This window comes from Bordetella pertussis 18323 (genome assembly GCF_000306945.1).
Taxonomy (GTDB): domain Bacteria; phylum Pseudomonadota; class Gammaproteobacteria; order Burkholderiales; family Burkholderiaceae_B; genus Bordetella; species Bordetella pertussis.
In genome coordinates this window covers 143,545-161,072 of the sequence record NC_018518.1, presented here as the reverse complement: position 1 = coordinate 161,072, position 17,528 = coordinate 143,545, and the positions used below count along the sequence as shown (strand labels likewise).

The following is a 17,528-nucleotide window of genomic DNA, read 5'->3' as shown; positions in this document are numbered from 1 at the left end:
GTGCGTCAGGCCAGGCCTGCCGCGCGCAGGTCCGGCGTGCGCAGGTGCCAGTCGGTCGCCTGCTGGAAAGCCACGCCCAGGCCGCACAACAGCCCATCGTCGAAGGGCTTGCCCATCAATTGCACGCCAACCGGCAGGCCGTCGGCCGAAAAGCCGGCGGGCAGGGCCAGCCCGCTGGCGCCCAGGAAGTTGCCGGCGCGGCTGAAGGCCGCCAGCGGCGTGCCCTGCTCGTCCACCTCATCGAGGCGGCAGGCGGCAAAGGGCAGGCTGGGCGTCAGCAACGCATCGTAGTCCTGCATCCAGGCGCGCCATTGCGCGCGCGCCTGGGCATGTTCACGCATGGCCGCGATATAGTCGGCCGCGCCGATGGCCCGCCCCGACTGCACCCGGGCCCGCACGAATTCGCCCAGCGGCAAGGCGGCATCGTCGATGTAGCCGCGGTGCAGGGCATACGCCTCGGCCGCGATGATGCGGCCATTGGCATGCATCAGCCGGGTGAAATCGAAAGGGGTCGCCACCGTCGCCACCTCCGCCCCCAGCGCGCGCAAGGTGTCGGCCGCCTGCCGCACGGCCAGCGCCACATCGGCGCTGACGGCCAGCGGATAGTTTTCTTCGGCCATGACGGCGATGCGGCGGCCCGCCAACGGCCGGCCGCCCTCGCGCGGCGGCGCATAGACGAGTGCCGGCACGCCCAGCGTGGCCGGGTCGGCCGCGTCGGGGCCGGCCAGGGCTTGCACGAGCAGCATGGCGTCGTACGCGTCGCGCGTCATCGGGCCGATCGAATCCAGGGTCTGCGACAGCGGCACCGCGCCGTGCAGGCTGATCAGTCCGGCGCTCGTCTTCAGGCCGGTGATGCCGTTGAGCGCGGCCGGGATCCGCACCGACCCGCCGGTGTCCGAGCCCAGCGCCGCCGGCGCCAGGCCGGCGGCCACGGCCACGCCCGAACCGCTGGACGAGCCGCCCGGGATACGCGGGTGGGACAAGTCCCAGGGGTTGCGCGGCGTGCCCATCACCGGGTTGGTGCCCCATCCGCCGAAGGCGAACTCCACCATGTGCGTCTTGCCCAGGACCACCATGCCGGCGGCCAGCAAGCGCCGAACCGCCGTCCCGGTGACCTTGCTGCGGCGCTCGCGCCAGGCGGCCGAACCCGCCGTGGTGACCTGCCCCTCGATCTCGCACAGATCCTTGATGGCGATCGGCAGGCCATCGAGCGGTCCCAGCGCATAGCCGGCGGCGCGGCGCGCGTCGGCGGCCTGCGCCAGCCGCAGCGCGCCCGCCTCGTCGACGCTGACGTACGCGTGCAAGGCCTCGTTGGCGCGTGCGATGCGCGCCAGGTAGTGGCGCGCCAGTTCCACCGCACTGTAGCGGCCCGCTTCCAGGCCCCGCGCCAATTCGGCCAGGCTGGAAAATGCAAGTTCAGACATGATTTCCTCGGAATACGACCCTGAAGCGGCGCGCGCCCGGGCGCGCGCCGGCCACTGCGACACCCGCGCTCAGCGCTTGTTCCAGGCGGGCGCCGGGTACACCGCCTTCTCGACCGCCACATCCTCCGGATACACGGGCACCATGCCCTTGCCCGGCAGCAATTGCACCACCGGGAACGGCATCTGCAACTGCTTGCCGGTCTCGTCGATGGCGTACGGACCGGCCATGACGGTGACCTTGTCGGAGAGATCCATCGACGCCTGCTTGAGCGCGGCGGCGTCGGTCGCGCCGGCCTTCCTGATGATCTCCTCGGTCAGCGCGCCCGCGCCGTAGGTCAGGGCCGTCTGGAAATCGGGCGGGAACTCGGCCTTGGGAAACAGCGTGTCGTATGCCTTGGCGAACTGCTCGCGCGTCAGGCCGGCGTTGACCTTCCAGTTGATGGCGGGATGGTAGTTGGTATGGCTGAAGATGTAGTTGGAGTCCGCGCCGATCGCCTGGAACTGCGGCGTAGACGCATACACCATGAAGGTGTACGGGAAGTTGATGTCCAGCTGCTTCATCTGGCGCGTCATGCTGATCAGGTCGCCCTCGTACGAGGTCGGCACCAGCGCATCGGCGCCGGCCGCCTTGGCCTTTTGCAGCAGCGTGCTGAAATCCTTCTGCCCCTTCGGATATTTTTCGTACAGCACCACTTCGATGCCGTTCTTGGCGGCCTGCGCGCGGCCGCCATCGGCCAGGCCGGCCGGGAACGGTTCGTCCGAGTACAGAATGGCCGCCTTCTTCACGCCCAGCTTGCCGGCCAGCGCCATCGGCGCGCGCAGCATGGCCGACACCGGCATCTGCGTGCCGGACACCATGTACTTGAAGCCCTGCTTGTACAGGTCGTCGCTGGCGGCCGACCACACCATCATGTACTTGCCCAGCCGCTCGGTCACCGTGCCGGCCGCGGCCGTCAAGGTCGAGCCGAAGGGCGCGAACACGAGATCGACTTTTTCATCGACAATCAGGCGTTCGTAAACGCGCGTGACCATCTGCTTGTCGCTGCGGTCGTCCAGCTTGACCAGCTCGACGGGGTACTTCTTGCCCTTGATCTCGATGCCGCCGCGCCGGTTCACGTCGTCGACCCAAACCTCGACGCCGCGCACCCCGGACTGGGATGCCAACGCAAAACTGCCGGTCGACGACACCGTCATGCCGATGCGGATCTTGTCGGACGCCTGGGCGGCGCCCGTTGCCGGCGCCAGCGCAGCGGCGGCAATCGCCAGTGCGGGCAAACGGAATAACCACGATTTTCTGGACATGGAAATGCTCCTTGCATTGCACAGATAGGAACCACCGGACATTGCCGCACCAGGGCGGACAGGCTGGAATTGCTCACGCTTTGAGCAACTCGAGAAATAGCGTATAACAAATAGGCATGGAGTGCACGCTTTGAATAAACTGAGCTACCGCCAGACCGAAATGCTGTGGGCCATCGTCACCGCCGGCTCGATCAGCGGCGCCGCCCGGCTGCTGAACATCAGCCAGCCGGCGGTCAGCCGCATGCTGGCGCAGACCGAGAAACAGCTGGGCCTGAACCTGTTCGAACGCGTGCGCGGCCGGCTGCAGCCCACCCCGGAAGTGCGCATTCTTTTCGAGGAAATCGAAAAGACCCAGCGCATGATGCAGCGCGTCAACGACCTGGCCGACGCCCTGGCCGGGCATGGCGCCGGCGTGCTGCGGCTGACCTCGATCCCCAGCCTGGCCCAGTACCTGGTGCCGCGCGCCGTGGCGCGCTTCCAGCGCACCCACGCCGACATCCTGCTGCGCCTGAACGCCACCGCCCTGCCGCACCTCATCAACGACGTACTGCACGACGAGACCGAGCTGGGCCTGGTCGTCATGCAGGCCGACCACCCGTTCCTGACCTCGCTGCCGCTGCATACGGGCCGCATGGTGGCCGCCATCCCGCGCAGCCACCCGCTGGCTGAGCGCGGGCAGGTCACGCTGGCCGACCTGTCGCCCCACCCCCATATCGTGGTCGGCACGCGCATGCCCTACGGCATGCTGGTGCAAAGCGCCTTCGAACAGGCCGGCCTGCCCTGCCGCATGTGCGCCGACGTGCCCTGGAGCCAGCTGGCCTGCGCCCTGGTCAACGCGGGCGCGGGCATCGCCATCGTCGACGAATTCACGGTCATGCAGAACATCTGGCCCGAGATCGCCATCGTGCCGCTGGCCGAGGACATCCCGCTGCACATCAGCGCCGTCCACGCCAACAACCGCCCGCTCTCGCGCATCGCCGCCGAGTTCATCCCGCACCTGCGCGACGTGCTGACGGAGTCGTTTTCCAAGGCTGACTAGGGTTAATACTTAACCTGTAGTTATGGTTTTGGCACCCCAAACGTTTCATAATCGACTCCGATAAGATGGCCACTTTTTTCCACACCGGCCCGGAGGGAGTCATGAGCAGCAGCCTTGCCGCCTCGGCGCACGCGTCCCACCGCCTGCAGGACCAGCAGGCGCAACGCACGCGCACCCGCATTGCCACCGGCATCTTCGCCGTCCTGACCCTCGGCCTGGCCGTCGTGCCGATGGCAACGTCGAACATCTCGTTCGCGTTCTACCTGATGCTGTGGGTCACCATGGCCAGCGCGATGAACATCTGCGTGGGCTTTACCGGCTACCTGCCATTCGGCTTCGTGGTGTTCTACGGCGTCGGCTCGTACGCCACCGGCATCTGCTACAAGGTGCTGGGCTGGCCCATCCTGCCGTCGCTGGCCGCCGCCAGCGTGGTCGGCCTGCTGATCGCGCTGCTGTTCGCGCCCACCCTGCGGCTGCGCGGCGTGTACTTCGGCATCGTCAGCCTGGCGCTGGCCACCATCATGCGGCTGCTGATCTCCAACCTGCCCGACGGCTTCACCGGCGGCAGCATGGGGCTGATCCTCTCCAGCGCCAACAACCCGACCCACAGCTACTACGCCATGCTGGCCGTCATGGCCGCCACGCTGGCCACCGTCGCCTGGCTCTCGATATCGCGCCTGGGCAAGGCTCTCAAGGCCATCCGCGACGACGACGCGGCGGCCGCCTGCGTCGGCATCCACGTGCCGCGCACGCGCCTGAAGGCCTGGTTGCTGGCGGCGCTGTTCCCGGCCCTGGCCGGCGGCATCGAGGCCTGGTACACCAACGTGGTCGATCCGGAATACGCCTTCCACGTCCTCATCACCGCCAAGAGCATCATCTACGCCATGGCCGGCGGTTTCGGCACCATCATCGGCCCGGTCGTCGGCACGCTGGCGCTGCTGGGCATCGACCACCTGATCTGGCAGAAATTCCCGGTGCTCAACCTGCTGCTGGGCCTGGTGATCGTGCTGCTGATGCTGTTCCTGCCGCGCGGCATCGTCGGCAGCCTGCTCAAGCGCTACCCGCAACTGCGCCAATACATCGCCTGAGGAGCCGGACATGAGCGGACTGATTATCCAGGGCCTGGTCAACGGCCTGATCCTGGGCGCCATCTACGGCCTGATCGGCGTGGGCCTGAACGTGATCTTCGGCGTGCTGCGCGTGGTGAACTTCGCGCACGGCGAGTTCCTGGTGCTGGGCGCCTACTTTGCCTACTACCTGCTCGAATACGCCGGCATCGACCCGCTGCTGGCATTGCCGCTGGCCTTCGGCGCCTTCTTCCTGGCCGGCTACGTGCTGTATTTCGTGCTGATCCCGCGCCTGTCCAAGGCCGACGACCCCGAAATCAGCTCGCTGCTGCTCATGTTCGGCGTGTCCATCATGCTGGGAGCCATCATGCTGCTGGCCTTCGAGGCCGACGCACGTTCGCTGCCCTACGAGATCGAACCGGTGTTCTTCAAGATCGGGCCGGTGCTGATCCCGACCGTGCGCCTGATCGCCCTGGCCATCGCGCTGGCCGTGGTCGCCGTGCTGGCCTGGTTCCTGTACCGCACCCAGTTGGGCAAGGCGCTGCGCGCCATCATCATGAACCGCGACGCCGTGCGTATCGTCGGCATCAACGTCGAGCGGCTGTCGGCCGTGGCGTTCGGCCTGGGCATCGGCCTGGCCGCCGTCACGGGCGTGCTGGTGGCCATGGTGTTCCCGGCATTTTCCCCCTTCATGGGCAACGACTACACCCTGATCGGCTTCATCGTCATCGTGCTGGGCGGGCTGGGCCATCCCGTGGGTGCGCTGGTCGGCGCCATGCTGTTCGGCGTCACCGAACAGGTTTCGGTGGTGTTCTTCAACCCCTCCATCGCCACGATCTGCGGCTTCGTGCTGATGGTGGCCATGATCTTCGTGCGGCCCACCGGGCTGTTCGGCCACCGCGCCCTGCGCTGATCGGAGACCGTCGCCCATGTTGAAAGTCAGCAATCTGCAAAAGCGCTTCGGCGGGCTGGTGGCGCTGCGCGGCGTCGACCTGCACGTGCCGCGCGCCGCCATTCTCGGCATCATCGGCATGAACGGGTCGGGCAAGACCACCATGCTCAACTGCATCAACGGCCTGTATGTGCCCGACGCCGGCAGCATCGCGCTGGACGGCGCCGAAATCGCCGGCAAGCAGGTCCACGAGGTGGCGCGCCTGGGCGTGGGCCGCACTTTCCAGGTCCCGCGCGTGTTCCAGCACCTCAGCCTGCTGGACAACCTGGACGTCGCGCAGCAGCAGACCAGCCGCAACGCCGACGAGCGCTACGCGCAATCCGAATACTGGCTGCACAAGGTCGAGTTACACCGCCTGCGCCACAACCATGCCGAAGAACTGTCCGGCGGACAACAGAAGCTGCTGGAGCTGGCGCGCATCATGGTGGCGCAGCCCAAGGTCATCCTGCTCGACGAGCCGTTTGCCGGCGTCAACCCGGCCCTGGCGCAACTGCTCATCGGCATCATCCGCGACGTCCCGACCGAGCATGGCTGCTCCGTGGTGCTGGTCTCGCACGACCTGACCTCGATCTACCAGCTGTCGCACCACATCATCGTCATGAACGAAGGCGCGATCCTGTGCGAAGGCGACGCCGATCGCGTGCGCACCGATCCGCGCGTGATCGAAGCCTACCTGGGAGCCTGACCATGCCGACCTCCGCCGCCACGACCGAGCCGGTGTTCGCCCTGGACCATGTCACCGTGGCCTACCACGGCGACATCACCATTCTCAACGGGGTCAACGTACAGGCGCGCGCCGGCCAGGTCACCGGCATCATCGGCCCCAACGGCGCGGGCAAGTCCACCGTGCTCAAGACCCTGTTCGGCTTTTTGCCGCTGCGCGGCGGCCGCATCGTGCTGCGCGGCCAGGACATCAGCCGCCAGCCCTCGCACGAGCGCGCCGCCAGCGGCGTGGCCTTCGTCCCGCAGCACCGCAGCCTGTTCGGCGAGCTGTCGGTCGAGGACAACCTGGTGCTGGGATGCTGGCCGTTTCGCCGCGACAAGGACAAGGTGCGCCGCCGCATCGACTCGGTCTACCAACGCTTTCCCATCCTGGCGCAGAAGCGCCACGATCCCGTCTCCAGCATGAGCGGCGGCCAGCAGCGCTTCGTCGAGTTCGGCCGCGCCCTGCTGATCGAGCCCTCGGTCATCCTGCTGGACGAACCCACCGCCATGCTGGCACCCAAGATTTCCAAGGAAATCTACGCCCTGGTGCGCGGCTTCGCCGACGAAGGCATGACCGTCATCCTGGTCGACCAGAACGTGCGCCGCTGCGCCGAGATCTCCGACTACATGTACATCCTCGAACTCGGCCGCAACAAGGCCGAAGGCGCCCACGAACAATTCGGCCACGACGGCGGCCTGCGCGACATGGTCGCGTCGTGGATGGACTACAAGATAGACTGATCCCCGGGTGCCTGTCCCCGCAGGGGGACAGGCACCCGCTGACTTTGCCCGCCAGGCTCCAACGCGCTTCCCCGCCCTCGCTATACCGTTATTACCAGAATGACTTAGACGGCGGGTTGGCTGTGCTGCTACGGTTATGTGCATCAATCCAGGATGGCGTCTTCCGGGCTTGCCCGCGCCATGCATCGCACCCCGAAGGGCAGTAAGACATGTACGTGTACGATCCAGTCGACCAGCAACTGGTCGAAGAGCGTGTGAAACAATTCTCGGACCAGACGCGGCGCTTTCTCGACGGCCAGCTGACCGAAGACGAGTTCCGCACCCTGCGCCTGCAGAACGGGCTTTACATCCAGCGCCACGCGCCCATGCTGCGCATTGCCATTCCCTACGGCATGCTGGCCGCGCGCCAGTTGCGCAAGCTGGCGCATATCGCACGCACCTGGGACCGCGGCTACGGCCACTTCTCGACGCGCCAGAACATGCAGTTCAACTGGCCGCGCCTGGAAGACGTGCCGGCCATCCTGGCCGAACTGGCTTCGGTGCAGATGCATTCGATCCAGACCAGCGGCAATTGCATCCGCAACACCACCAGCGACCACTTCGCCGGCGTCGCCCCCGACGAACTGGTCAATCCGCTGGTGTGGTGCGAGATCATCCGCCAGTGGTCGACCCTGCACCCCGAGTTCGCCTTCCTGCCGCGCAAGTTCAAGATCGCCGTCAGCGGCGCGGTCGAAGACCGCGCGGCGGTGGGCGTACACGACATCGGCCTGCAAGCGGTCGAGCGCGACGGCCAGCTGGGTTTTCGCTTCTGGGTCGGCGGCGGGCTGGGACGCACGCCCATGGTGGGCCACCTGATCAATCCGTTCGTGCCCTGGCAGCACCTGCTGACCTATCTGCAGGCGGCGTTGCGCGTGTACAACCTGCATGGCCGGCGCGACAACAAGTTCAAGGCGCGGATCAAGATCCTGGTCAAGGATCTCACGCCCGAGGTCTACGCGCGCGAGGTCGAGCAGGAGTGGCAATCGCTCAAGGACGGCCCCGATACGATCACCGAGGACCAGCTGAACACCATCGCGGGCCGCTTCGTCTGGCCCGACTACGACAGCGCCGCGGCCAGCGAGCCCGATCCCACGGACGCCCGCGCCCAGGCCTACCCGCGCTTCGCGCGCTGGCTGCGCACCAACGTGCGCGCGCACAAGGTGGCGGGCTATGCGGCCGTGACGGTGTCGCTGAAGGCCACCGGCGTGCCGCCCGGCGACATCACCGCCGACCAGATGGACGCGGTGGCTGGCCTGTCCGAACGCTATGGCTTCGGCGAACTGCGGGTCTCGCACGAGCAGAACCTGGTCCTGGCCGACGTGCGCCGGGCCCGGCTGCACGACCTCTGGCAGGAGCTGCAGCAACTTAACCTGGCCACCCCCAATATCGGCCTGCTGACCAATATCATCGCCTGTCCGGGCGGCGACTTCTGCGCCCTGGCCAATGCCGTCTCCATCCCGGTGGCCGAATCCATCCAGCGCCGCTTCGACGATCTCGACTACCTGTTCGAAATCGGCGAACTGGACCTGAACATCTCGGGCTGCATCAATTCCTGCGGGCATCACCACGTCGGGCACATCGGCATACTCGGCGTGGACAAGGCCGGCGAGGAGTGGTACCAGGTGACGCTGGGCGGCCGCCAGAATGGCGCGGCCAAGCCGCTGCCCGACCTGGAGTCGCCGCGCGGCGGCGGCGCGGCCATCGGCCGCATCATCGGCCCGTCGTTCGCACGCACGCAGATCCCCGACGTGATCGATCGCCTGATCCGCACCTACCTGGAATTGCGTGACAGCGACGCCGAACGCTTCATCGACGTGGTCGACCGCGTCGGCATCGACCCCTTCAAGCGCGACGTCTACGCCGACCCGGCCGTCGCCAAACTCGCCTCCCAGCAAGAGCCCGCTCATGCCTGAAGCCAGCCACCCCGACCACCTGATCCGCGCCGGCCGCCTGCAGGCCGACGACGCGCGCCTGTTCACCCCCGAGGCCGACGGCCCCGCCGACCAGACGCCGCCCGACGAACCCGGCTGGCTGGTGACGCTGGCCACCTGGAAGGCCGCCGCCGCGACGCTGCGTGCGCGCCGTCATCCGGTGGGCGTGCAGCTGCCGCCGGATGCGCGGCTGGACGAACTGACCGGCCCCGACGGCGAGCTCGACCGGGCCGCGCTGTCCTTCATCGCCATCGAGTTTCCGGTCTATACGGATGGGCGCGGCTATTCGCTGGCGCAGTTGCTGCGCCGCCGCTACGGGTGGGACGGAGAATTGCGCGCCGTGGGCGATGTCATGATCGACACCATCCACTACCAGGCGCGCGTGGGTTTCGACAGCTTCCTGGTCAAGCCCGGCCACGATCCGCAGCGGGCGCTGGCCGCCTTCCGCACCTTCAGCGTGCACTACCAGCACACCTACCCGGCCCCCCTGGCGGCCTGAAACAGGGCCGCCGCGCCAGCGCGGCGGCCGCGCGCTTGCTTACCACGACGTGCTGTAGGCGCCCGGAAACTGCCGGGCCACGAACTGCTTGACCTCTTCGGACTGGTACGCCTTGATAAAGCGCGCGATGCGCGGATCGTTCTTGTTGTCTTCACGCGCGGCGATCACCACCACGGCAAACGGCGCGTCCTTGCTCTCCAGGGCCAGCGCGTCGCGCGCCGGCGACAGCCCGGCCGGAATGGCATAGGCCGAATTCACCGCCGCGGCATCCACGTCGGCCAGCGAGTGCGGCAATTGCGCCGCCTCGATTTCGAGGAACTTCAGGTTCCTGGGGTTGGCGGCGATGTCGAACAACGACGCGTTGACCGTGACGCCCGGCTTGAGCTCGATCAGGCTGGCCGCCTGCAACACCAGCAGGGCGCGCGCGCCATTGGTCGGGTCGTTGGGTATCGCCACCTTGGCGCCCTGCGGCAAGGCGTCCAGCGTCTGGTGACGCCTGGAATACACGCCCATCTGCTGCACCACCGCGCTGGCGACCGGCGCCAGGCGGTAGCCGCGCGCCTTGTTCTGGGCATCCAGGAAGGGCCGGTGCTGGTAGATGTTGAGGTCCAGTTCGCCGGCGTCGAGCGCCGCGTTGGGCTGGATGAAGTCGCTGAACTCGACCAGCGTGACGCGCAGCCCGTCCCTGGCCGCCACGCTCTTGACCACTTCGCCGATCTGCGCATGCGGCCCCACCGTGACCCCGACCTTCAATTCGGCGTCCTGCGCCAGGGCAGGCGCGGTGGCAATACTGAACAGGGCCGCGCAAGCGGCGACGAGATGGCGGATACGCATGGAAAGCTCACGAAGATGAGGAAAAACGCCGGACGGCAAGGGGCCGATTCTACGAAGCCGTCCTCAAAACGAAAAGCGATGAAAGCGCATATCCAAAGACCATACGGTTATTAGCGTACGGGCCGCCACGGGCGACAATAGCGGTTTTGCCTTGCGCCGTACCTGTCATGTCGTCCTCTGCTGACCTGCATCCCCACGCCCGCGCCCTGCTGGCCGATCATTACGCGGCCATCGACGCCGACCTGCCCGCCCTGCTGGAATTGCTGTTTGCGCGCAGCGCCGGCGAAGACTGGCACAAGGCCGGCACGTTCAAGCACCATCTGCTGGGCGTCTATCGCACGCTGGCGCTGTGGAACCAACCGCGCGAAGTGCGCCTGCTGGGTCTGTTCCACAGCGTGTACGGCAACGAGTACGTGGACCTGACGCTGTTCGACCGTGAGCGCGAGCGCGCCACCTTGCGCCAGTACCTCGGCGAAGAAGCCGAGCAATGGGTGCACCTGTTCTGCGCCATGCCTCGCACCCAGTTCGTGCAGCGCATCCTGGCGGGCGAAGGCCGTGGCGCCACGGGGCTGGTGCTGCAGGGCGCCGACGGCCAGCCGCTGACGCTGACGCCGCGCCAGGTGGCCGCCTTCATCGTGGTGTCGGCGGCCGACGTCGGCGAACAGTGGCATAGCTGGCAGGACGAGATCTTCGCCGGCTATCCCCACCAGGAGCGCCGCGACACCTCGACGCACTGGGCCGCCTCGCTGTGGCCCGGCCCGCTCAAGCCGCCGGCCCGCATCCTGGACATGCTCTCGCGCCTGCTGCAGCCCTTGTCCACGCTGCCCGCCGGCACCGGCATCCCGACGCCGCCCGCCTTCGGCCACTGCACCGCCGTGCTCGACGCCGGCGACGAGGCGGCCGCCGCGGCGCTGTACTGGCAGGTCATCACGCGCATGCACCCCATGACCGAAATGGACAGCGCGCACCATTTGCTGCAGGCCGCCATCGCCCACAACCCCTGGGTGGCCGAGCCGCGCCTGCTGCTCGCGCAGCTGGCGCTGACCGCGCAGGACTACGACACCGCCCTCGAGCAGGCCGCCGCCGGCCTGGCGGCCTTGCAGGCCTGGGGAACCAGCTGGGACAAGCGCATCGAATGGTCGGGCTGGATGGCCTGGGCGCGCATCCTGCTGCAGAATGCCCGCGACCGCCAATGGCCGGCCACGCTGGGCGGATTGAACGGACTGGGCTTGATGGGCTAGCTGTGAAGATTCAATAGGTTGTATGCATGGTTCATCCGAACCGGATTTGAGAAACTGGAAATCGCCAACCCCCCAGTTCACTCAAGGAGCCCGGCCGGATGAACACCCATAAGCATGCCCGATTGACCTTCCTACGTCGACTCGAAATGGTCCAGCAATTGATCGCCCATCAAGTTTGTGTGCCTGAAGCGGCCCGCGCCTATGGGGTCACCGCGCCGACTGTGCGCAAATGGCTGGGCCGCTTCCTGGCTCAGGGCCAGGCGGGCTTGGCCGATGCGTCCTCGCGCCCGACGGTCTCGCCCCGAGCGATTGCGCCGGCCAAGGCGCTGGCTATCGTGGAGCTGCGCCGCAAGCGGCTGACCCAAGCGCGCATCGCCCAGGCGCTGGGCGTGTCAGCCAGCACCGTCAGCCGCGTCCTGGCCCGCGCCGGTCTGTCGCACCTGGCCGACCTGGAGCCGGCCGAGCCGGTGGTGCGCTACGAGCATCAGGCCCCCGGCGATCTGCTGCACATCGACATCAAGAAGCTGGGACGTATCCAGCGCCCTGGCCACCGGGTCACGGGCAACCGACGCGATACCGTTGAGGGGGCCGGCTGGGACTTCGTCTTCGTGGCCATCGATGACCACGCCCGCGTGGCCTTCACCGACATCCACCCCGACGAGCGCTTCCCCAGCGCCGTCCAGTTCCTCAAGGACGCAGTGGCCTACTACCAGCGCCTGGGCGTGACCATCCAGCGCTTGCTCACCGACAATGGCTCGGCCTTTCGCAGCCGCGCCTTCGCCGCGCTGTGCCATGAGCTGGGCATCAAGCACCGCTTTACCCGACCTTACCGCCCACAGACCAATGGCAAGGCCGAACGCTTCATCCAGTCGGCCTTGCGTGAGTGGGCTTACGCTCACACCTACCAGAACTCCCAACACCGAGCCGATGCCATGAAATCCTGGCTACACCACTACAACTGGCATCGACCCCACCAAGGCATCGGGCGCGCTGTACCCATCTCCAGACTCAACCTGGACGAATACAACCTATTGACAGTTCACAGCTAACCCGCCATTTCTCTTGCTGGTTTGGTTTTCGTTGGCAGTCATGAGAACCCCTCTCGTGATGGAGCAGAAATTCTCGCATCATGCTAACAAAATAGCAAGCATATGCTTTCTTCGGATGTCGGGTGTCTCAGCCCCTTACCCACCGCTCCGCCTCACCATCCCTCACCCCAGCCGCACTCCCGGCTCACACCACGGGCCCAAGCACCCGCATCGGCACGCCTATGCACTGTTATGGATTCCCAGCGCTTCGGTCAGCGCAGCGAGCGCGATACAAATGGCTCGGAGTCGGTGCGGCGCTCAGGCTGCGGCGCAGACTGCTGCTGTTCAAGCAAACGAATGATCCGATCCAGCCGTCGCTTGACGCCGAACACCGCGAACGGCAGACAAATCCACAGGATGAGCAAGAGGATGACCCCGGCGACAACTACGGCCTGGATAAGTGTGTTGTCGATGTTCATATACACGCGCTCCTAGAGTGGGGTCTCTGCAACACGTGCCCCAGGGCACTGTTGGTTTTGCGCTGGAGTGCTTACCAGCCTTGCAATAGTCGCTCATCTACTCCATTGCGCAGATCGTAGGGTGACCAGAGCACGGTGCCTATGATTCGTACCTCGCCGCCGTCATCGGTGGCCAGCGGGAACGGATGATGGTCTGGGTCAGGATTGGTTGAAATGGCCATCCACCGCCCATCCTTCCAGCGCTCCAGGCATTTCACGATCATCTTGCCTCCCCGATTGATGGCATAGACGAAACGCGGCTGCACTTCATCCAGCGATACAGGGTGGACATCTACAAGCATCGGGTTCCGATGGCGGATGACGGGCTCCATGCTAGGTCCATTGCCATAGCAGATGCGCATGCGCTTGATCGGCCGCTTGAACGACTCGAGGAATGACCGGCGGAGCAGAATCTGACCAATTTCTGTCTCCTGATAGTTCTCGATGCCGAGCTTGCCCGCCGCTAGGCGCACGTCCAGCTCGGGGATGGGAATGAATTCGTGGTCGTTCGCGGAGTAGCCCGAGTCTTCAACGTGCCCGACATTGACCGCCTGGCTGATGCGCAGGCCCTGGCTATGGCGTTCCATCTGCCTGGTAGTCGTGCCGCCTGGCTCCCATGGCGCGGGGACGCCGCCGATACGCATCGGAAACTCATCCGCCGCGGCTTCGATGTCGACCAGGTCGCCGGGTCGTGGCGCTGGCGCTGCAGCACGTCGGGCCGGCGCAACATCCACGCCAAGCCGCAGCTGTCCGATCGCCAGGGCAATGGCACCTTCCAACTGTCCAAGCTGGCCAGGGGTTAAGGAGCGCACGTCCGCCTCGGAAATCGAGGGGAAGGGCCAGACGATGGATTCGGAGACTTGAGGCGCGATCGTCTCAGACGACAACGCGGCCGCCTTTTGTGCCTCCAGCGCAAGGCGAGGGCTGATTTCCTCGAGCTTGCAATTGAAGCCGGCCGCGTAGGCCATGGCAGCCTCAATGCTGATAGGGCGGCGGCCGGTGATGTGCTGGTAGATCATCGCCTGCCCACCCTTGACCTCATGGTCGCGCGCGAACGCGGCGCGGTTGACGCCCTGAAAGCGTTCGCGCAGCGCCGCCGCTTCTTCCTCGATGGTCCAAATTCTCATATAGCGATGCTATTCAAATTATTCTGTAGCATGGCTTGTGTTTGAACTGTAGCAACGCTATAGTTTGGGCCATGGACCTGAATAGCTATCTCAACCGGGAAGACGCCACCAGTGCTGCAGCGCTGGCGCGCGAGGTCGGAGTGTCCCCGGCACTCGTCTATCAGTGGCGCACGGGCCGCCGACCTGTTCCGGTCGAGCATTGCGCAGCGATAGAGCGGGCCACCGGCGGCGAAGTAAGCCGCCGTGATCTGCGTCCCGGCGACTGGCCCCGCGTCTGGCCCGAGCTGGCCGCCCAGGCCCAGCAGGAGGTTACTCATGCTTAACGTCCTGCGCCGGGCTTTCGCGCCCAGGCCTATTCGAATCGAGGCTCGGCCCGTCCACGCCGGAGACGATCTCATCCTGTTCGTCCGAGACTGGCCGGCATCTCAGGACATGGTTGGCTTCCTGAACGCAACGCAGCAGCAATTCCCCGGTGTTCGTATTCACCTGCTGGTCGGTTTTGACTCGGTCCAGGTATCCGGGGAGCAGGGCAGCGCCCAGGGCGAACATGCCACCGATGAACGCCAGCCAAAGCTGCCCATTCAGCAGTACCGCGATGAGGCGCTTTCGCGCGGGGCGAAGCCTGGTCCACAGGGAAATGTTGTTTTGCTCACCTGGGCATCCGCGGGTCGGGTCGTAGTCGTATCTGTCCCGCCACAGGAAAAGGGCGATGCGGTCGAAAAGTTTCAAGCGAGTTCCCCCGGCGTAGATCAGGAAGGTGTAAGAGTCTCCGATTCTACGTTCGGCGGGGACGCTCTGTGGCCGGCCAACAGCGGCGACGTTTTCCACTTCGCAGCTCGGCAGTGGCTTGCGTTGAAGCGGCCCGATTTGCTGGCTCCGGATCGATACAAGCAGCGCGTTCGTTGCTTGGCCAAGAAGCTCCGCAAGGCTGCCAATGCCTACCTTGAGCGAAGCCCCCATGCTGGATTGGCCACCGCCGCACCGGCGCAGCAGGAGGCGGCCTGACATGGACAGCGATGCCGCTACGCGCTTCTGGAAAGCAAATCGCTCAGCATGGTCCGCACGTTGCGCAGACCGGCAAGCGATGAGTCCGAATACGGATCGGCGTCGCCGAGCATCGCTGCTTCGAGCGGCTCGAACATTGCTTCTGCTCGCGCCTCTAGGTGTAGCCGTTGCTCTTCTGGCAGCTGCCGGACGAGGGCGCCGATGACCGCCACCAGGCCCGCGATGTTCCCTTCGGCAACTGCCAGCCGATGCCGCAGTTCTTACTCTTCCATGCTCGGCTCCTTGTCTCTGACTGGTAAGGATGAGACCTACCAGTTTACGAGGAGGGGGCTGTCTGCCCAATTCGATGACCATGATTCAGTGCACCGTCGCGCCGGCGGCGTCAGAGCCTTCCCAGGCCCGGCGGTCTCGCTCTGCGCGCAGCTCGTCGAAAAGGTCCATGACCGTCTTTTCCGACGGGTCATCGAAGGCACGCCTGGCGATTTCCTGGGCGTGGTTCAGCAGTTTTTCGGTTTCCGTCATGTCGGTCTCGGTGGATTGGGACAAGGCAAATTCTCCATATCCCGACTCTGTTACCGACGCTGTTACTCCATGAAATTTCCCTATTAGGCGTATTCGAAAATGCAGCGAGAACAAGGGGTTGGCCTCGATTTCCTGCGCATCCGCCCGTCTGAACCAATGCTGTTCATAGACAAGGCGGAAATCGCGCGATGCGTGACCTACCGCCAGGCGGTGAGACTTGCCTGGGACATGCGCCAGCCGCGCGGCATGACGATGCGAACGCTTGCCGAGTTGTGCGGCATGTACCCGCAGCACGTCAGCAGCTACCTCCATGAGGATCCGCTGCTGCCGAGCGGTGCGCCGCGGCTGAACCTGCCGGCTGAGAAGATCAATGCGTTTGAGGCCGCAGTGGGCAACTACGCGGTGAGCCAGTATCTCAATCATCTTGGGCGTCTCACGATCATGCAAGAAGTGATTGCCGCTCAGAGGGTCGCATGACGTATGACGAAGCCCTCAAGATCGCCCAGCGCGCCATCGAAGAAGCAATGCGCCTGCATGGCCAGGACTTCGCGAAGGTCTACGAAGAAATGCGACTGCGCGAGCGTCAAGACCCCGAGTTGGAACGTGCGATGAACATTGTCGGCCGCTTCACCCAATTCTCGACGAGGCACTGATGCGCCAACGCCTCCTGAACCCCAAGACGTTCATCCTGCGGAGCCCGAGCCAGCAGGCGGCTGCGCAGGCGTTCCTGGCGAACCTGCCGCTGGATGCCGACGAGCCGTTGGAAGTGGTCGTGCGCGAGCGCGTCAAGCCGCGCAAGATGAGCCAGAACGCCCTGATGTGGGCAGGCCCGCTGCGCGACATCTCCGAGCAGGCATGGGTGCAGGGCCAGCGCTTCGCCGCCGAGGTCTGGCACGAACAGTTCAAGCGGGACTATCTGCCCGAGGAATTCGACCCCGAACTGTGCCTGGAGGGCTACCGCAAGTGGGACTACACGCCGCGTGGTGATCGCGTGCTGGTTGGCAGCACCACCGGCCTGACGGTCAAGGGCATGGCGCAATACCTGCAGCAGGTCGAGGCGGCCGGCGCGGCGCTGGGCGTCCAGTTCGGCGCCAGGGAAGGGCAGTGATGCAGCGACGTGCCCCCCTTCAACGCAAGACTCCGCTGCGCACCGGCGGGGTCCGGCTCTCGGGCGGCTCCAGCGCCACCCCAATGCGGCAGGCAACGCTACAGCGCGCCGCCATCAAGCGCCGCGCGCCGAAGAAGCGCCCGGGCTATCACGACCCCAAGTACCTGGCCGCGTGCAAAGGCGAATGCTGCTACCTGCGTTTCCCTGGCTGCCGCAGCTACCCCGAAGACCCCACGGTCGTGCCCGCCCACCAGAACGAGGGCAAGGGCATGGGCCTGAAGGTCCACGACAAATTCACCGTTCCCGCCTGCTTCCACTGCCACGCGCTCTACGACCAGAGCGGGATCGACCGAGAAATCAAGCGCGCCACCTTCGACTGGGCATACACCCGGTGGGTGCCTGTGCGCGCCGGAAAGCTGGGTCTCCAGCATGTGGAGACCCTATGA

General features: G+C 65.8%; 21 protein-coding genes. 15 read left to right on the top strand and 6 right to left on the bottom strand.

Features of this window, described 5'->3' with window-relative positions; all coding sequences use genetic code 11:
• Positions 1-5 precede the first annotated feature (5 nt).
• Both BN118_RS00760 and BN118_RS00755 read right to left on the bottom strand, forming a co-directional pair.
• Positions 6-1,424, bottom strand: coding sequence for an amidase (locus tag BN118_RS00760; RefSeq protein ID WP_014905411.1), 1,419 nt, complete (start codon positions 1,422-1,424; stop codon positions 6-8).
• A gap of 69 nt (positions 1,425-1,493) precedes the next feature.
• Positions 1,494-2,726, bottom strand: a complete 1,233-nt coding sequence (locus tag BN118_RS00755) for an amino acid ABC transporter substrate-binding protein (RefSeq protein ID WP_014905410.1) — start codon at positions 2,724-2,726, stop codon at positions 1,494-1,496.
• A 121-nt stretch (positions 2,727-2,847) separates the two neighbouring features.
• Between BN118_RS00755 and BN118_RS00750 the strand changes: the two genes are divergently transcribed.
• From BN118_RS00750 to BN118_RS00720, 7 genes are all read left to right on the top strand, one after another.
• Entirely contained in the window at positions 2,848-3,765 is a 918-nt protein-coding gene (locus BN118_RS00750; protein ID WP_014905409.1) for a LysR family transcriptional regulator, read from the top strand.
• Positions 3,766-3,866: 101 nt separating this feature from the next.
• Positions 3,867-4,853, top strand: a complete 987-nt coding sequence (locus BN118_RS00745) for a branched-chain amino acid ABC transporter permease (protein ID WP_014905408.1) — start codon at positions 3,867-3,869, stop codon at positions 4,851-4,853.
• Positions 4,854-4,863: 10 nt separating this feature from the next.
• Positions 4,864-5,745 (top strand): branched-chain amino acid ABC transporter permease, encoded by an 882-nt coding sequence (locus BN118_RS00740; RefSeq protein WP_014905407.1) that lies wholly within the window; start codon positions 4,864-4,866, stop codon positions 5,743-5,745.
• A gap of 16 nt (positions 5,746-5,761) precedes the next feature.
• Positions 5,762-6,469: an ABC transporter ATP-binding protein gene (locus BN118_RS00735; protein ID WP_010931472.1), complete on the top strand. Its 708-nt coding sequence runs from the start codon at positions 5,762-5,764 to the stop codon at positions 6,467-6,469.
• 2 nt (positions 6,470-6,471) lie between these two features.
• Positions 6,472-7,230: a branched-chain amino acid ABC transporter ATP-binding protein gene (locus BN118_RS00730; protein WP_010931473.1), complete on the top strand. Its 759-nt coding sequence runs from the start codon at positions 6,472-6,474 to the stop codon at positions 7,228-7,230.
• Positions 7,231-7,439: 209 nt separating this feature from the next.
• Positions 7,440-9,182 (top strand): nitrite/sulfite reductase, encoded by a 1,743-nt coding sequence (locus tag BN118_RS00725; protein WP_010931474.1) that lies wholly within the window; start codon positions 7,440-7,442, stop codon positions 9,180-9,182.
• Complete coding sequence (locus BN118_RS00720) at positions 9,175-9,699, top strand: DUF934 domain-containing protein (RefSeq protein ID WP_010925795.1); 525 nt, start codon at positions 9,175-9,177, stop codon at positions 9,697-9,699. Before BN118_RS00725 ends, BN118_RS00720 begins: the two co-directional genes overlap by 8 nt.
• A 39-nt stretch (positions 9,700-9,738) precedes the next feature.
• Here BN118_RS00720 and BN118_RS00715 read toward each other — a convergent pair whose 3' ends face one another.
• Positions 9,739-10,533, bottom strand: coding sequence for a MetQ/NlpA family ABC transporter substrate-binding protein (locus BN118_RS00715; RefSeq protein ID WP_014905406.1), 795 nt, complete (start codon positions 10,531-10,533; stop codon positions 9,739-9,741).
• 167 nt (positions 10,534-10,700) lie between these two features.
• Here BN118_RS00715 and BN118_RS00710 point away from each other — a divergent pair, with 167 nt between their 5' ends.
• Together BN118_RS00710 and BN118_RS00705 are read left to right on the top strand one after the other, a co-directional pair.
• Positions 10,701-11,774, top strand: coding sequence for a DUF6817 domain-containing protein (locus tag BN118_RS00710; RefSeq protein WP_019248926.1), 1,074 nt, complete (start codon positions 10,701-10,703; stop codon positions 11,772-11,774).
• 98 nt (positions 11,775-11,872) lie between these two features.
• Positions 11,873-12,823 (top strand): IS481-like element IS481 family transposase, encoded by a 951-nt coding sequence (locus BN118_RS00705; RefSeq protein WP_005012067.1) that lies wholly within the window; start codon positions 11,873-11,875, stop codon positions 12,821-12,823.
• 251 nt (positions 12,824-13,074) lie between these two features.
• Here BN118_RS00705 and BN118_RS00700 read toward each other — a convergent pair whose 3' ends face one another.
• A complete protein-coding gene (locus BN118_RS00700) occupies positions 13,075-13,281 on the bottom strand; it encodes a hypothetical protein (protein ID WP_019247378.1) in 207 nt (68 codons plus the stop codon).
• 71 nt (positions 13,282-13,352) lie between these two features.
• Positions 13,353-14,447 carry a S24 family peptidase gene (locus BN118_RS20580; RefSeq protein ID WP_019247377.1) on the bottom strand — a complete coding sequence of 365 codons (1,095 nt, stop codon included), beginning with the start codon at positions 14,445-14,447 and terminating at the stop codon, positions 13,353-13,355.
• A gap of 71 nt (positions 14,448-14,518) precedes the next feature.
• On the opposite strand from BN118_RS20580, the gene BN118_RS20365 reads away from it, so the two are divergent.
• Positions 14,519-14,770 (top strand): transcriptional regulator, encoded by a 252-nt coding sequence (locus BN118_RS20365; protein WP_023853179.1) that lies wholly within the window; start codon positions 14,519-14,521, stop codon positions 14,768-14,770.
• Positions 14,763-15,452 carry a hypothetical protein gene (locus tag BN118_RS20360; protein ID WP_161633094.1) on the top strand — a complete coding sequence of 230 codons (690 nt, stop codon included), beginning with the start codon at positions 14,763-14,765 and terminating at the stop codon, positions 15,450-15,452. The genes BN118_RS20365 and BN118_RS20360 overlap by 8 nt, the downstream gene beginning before the upstream one ends.
• Before the next feature lie 357 nt (positions 15,453-15,809).
• Here BN118_RS20360 and BN118_RS00680 read toward each other — a convergent pair whose 3' ends face one another.
• Complete coding sequence (locus BN118_RS00680; protein WP_041166118.1) at positions 15,810-15,998, bottom strand: hypothetical protein; 189 nt, start codon at positions 15,996-15,998, stop codon at positions 15,810-15,812.
• 75 nt (positions 15,999-16,073) lie between these two features.
• On the opposite strand from BN118_RS00680, the gene BN118_RS20575 reads away from it, so the two are divergent.
• Genes BN118_RS20575 through BN118_RS00660 form a run of 4 tightly spaced genes read left to right on the top strand, consistent with a single transcriptional unit; the run spans position 16,074 to position 17,528 of the window.
• Positions 16,074-16,451, top strand: a complete 378-nt coding sequence (locus BN118_RS20575; protein ID WP_049805759.1) for a hypothetical protein — start codon at positions 16,074-16,076, stop codon at positions 16,449-16,451.
• Positions 16,448-16,627, top strand: coding sequence for a hypothetical protein (locus BN118_RS00670; protein ID WP_041166117.1), 180 nt, complete (start codon positions 16,448-16,450; stop codon positions 16,625-16,627). Before BN118_RS20575 ends, BN118_RS00670 begins: the two co-directional genes overlap by 4 nt.
• Positions 16,627-17,082, top strand: coding sequence for a recombination protein NinB (locus BN118_RS00665; protein WP_014905405.1), 456 nt, complete (start codon positions 16,627-16,629; stop codon positions 17,080-17,082). The genes BN118_RS00670 and BN118_RS00665 overlap by 1 nt, the downstream gene beginning before the upstream one ends.
• Positions 17,082-17,528, top strand: a complete 447-nt coding sequence (locus tag BN118_RS00660) for a DUF1364 family protein (protein ID WP_014905404.1) — start codon at positions 17,082-17,084, stop codon at positions 17,526-17,528. Before BN118_RS00665 ends, BN118_RS00660 begins: the two co-directional genes overlap by 1 nt.

Bases quoted from the DNA above. Each gene is read 5' to 3' on its own strand.
- BN118_RS00760 (WP_014905411.1), bottom strand. From the start codon at position 1,424: ATGTCTGAACTTGCATTTTCCAGCCTGGCCGAATTGGCGCGGGGCCTG.
- BN118_RS00755 (WP_014905410.1), bottom strand. From the start codon at position 2,726: ATGTCCAGAAAATCGTGGTTATTCCGTTTGCCCGCACTGGCGATTGCC.
- BN118_RS00745 (WP_014905408.1), top strand. From the start codon at position 3,867: ATGAGCAGCAGCCTTGCCGCCTCGGCGCACGCGTCCCACCGCCTGCAG.
- BN118_RS00740 (WP_014905407.1), top strand. From the start codon at position 4,864: ATGAGCGGACTGATTATCCAGGGCCTGGTCAACGGCCTGATCCTGGGC.
- BN118_RS00735 (WP_010931472.1), top strand. From the start codon at position 5,762: ATGTTGAAAGTCAGCAATCTGCAAAAGCGCTTCGGCGGGCTGGTGGCG.
- BN118_RS00730 (WP_010931473.1), top strand. From the start codon at position 6,472: ATGCCGACCTCCGCCGCCACGACCGAGCCGGTGTTCGCCCTGGACCAT.
- BN118_RS00725 (WP_010931474.1), top strand. From the start codon at position 7,440: ATGTACGTGTACGATCCAGTCGACCAGCAACTGGTCGAAGAGCGTGTG.
- BN118_RS00720 (WP_010925795.1), top strand. From the start codon at position 9,175: ATGCCTGAAGCCAGCCACCCCGACCACCTGATCCGCGCCGGCCGCCTG.
- BN118_RS00715 (WP_014905406.1), bottom strand. From the start codon at position 10,533: ATGCGTATCCGCCATCTCGTCGCCGCTTGCGCGGCCCTGTTCAGTATT.
- BN118_RS00710 (WP_019248926.1), top strand. From the start codon at position 10,701: ATGTCGTCCTCTGCTGACCTGCATCCCCACGCCCGCGCCCTGCTGGCC.
- BN118_RS00705 (WP_005012067.1), top strand. From the start codon at position 11,873: ATGAACACCCATAAGCATGCCCGATTGACCTTCCTACGTCGACTCGAA.
- BN118_RS00700 (WP_019247378.1), bottom strand. From the start codon at position 13,281: ATGAACATCGACAACACACTTATCCAGGCCGTAGTTGTCGCCGGGGTC.
- BN118_RS20580 (WP_019247377.1), bottom strand. From the start codon at position 14,447: ATGAGAATTTGGACCATCGAGGAAGAAGCGGCGGCGCTGCGCGAACGC.
- BN118_RS20365 (WP_023853179.1), top strand. From the start codon at position 14,519: ATGGACCTGAATAGCTATCTCAACCGGGAAGACGCCACCAGTGCTGCA.
- BN118_RS20360 (WP_161633094.1), top strand. From the start codon at position 14,763: ATGCTTAACGTCCTGCGCCGGGCTTTCGCGCCCAGGCCTATTCGAATC.
- BN118_RS20575 (WP_049805759.1), top strand. From the start codon at position 16,074: ATGCAGCGAGAACAAGGGGTTGGCCTCGATTTCCTGCGCATCCGCCCG.
- BN118_RS00670 (WP_041166117.1), top strand. From the start codon at position 16,448: ATGACGTATGACGAAGCCCTCAAGATCGCCCAGCGCGCCATCGAAGAA.
- BN118_RS00665 (WP_014905405.1), top strand. From the start codon at position 16,627: ATGCGCCAACGCCTCCTGAACCCCAAGACGTTCATCCTGCGGAGCCCG.
- BN118_RS00660 (WP_014905404.1), top strand. From the start codon at position 17,082: ATGCAGCGACGTGCCCCCCTTCAACGCAAGACTCCGCTGCGCACCGGC.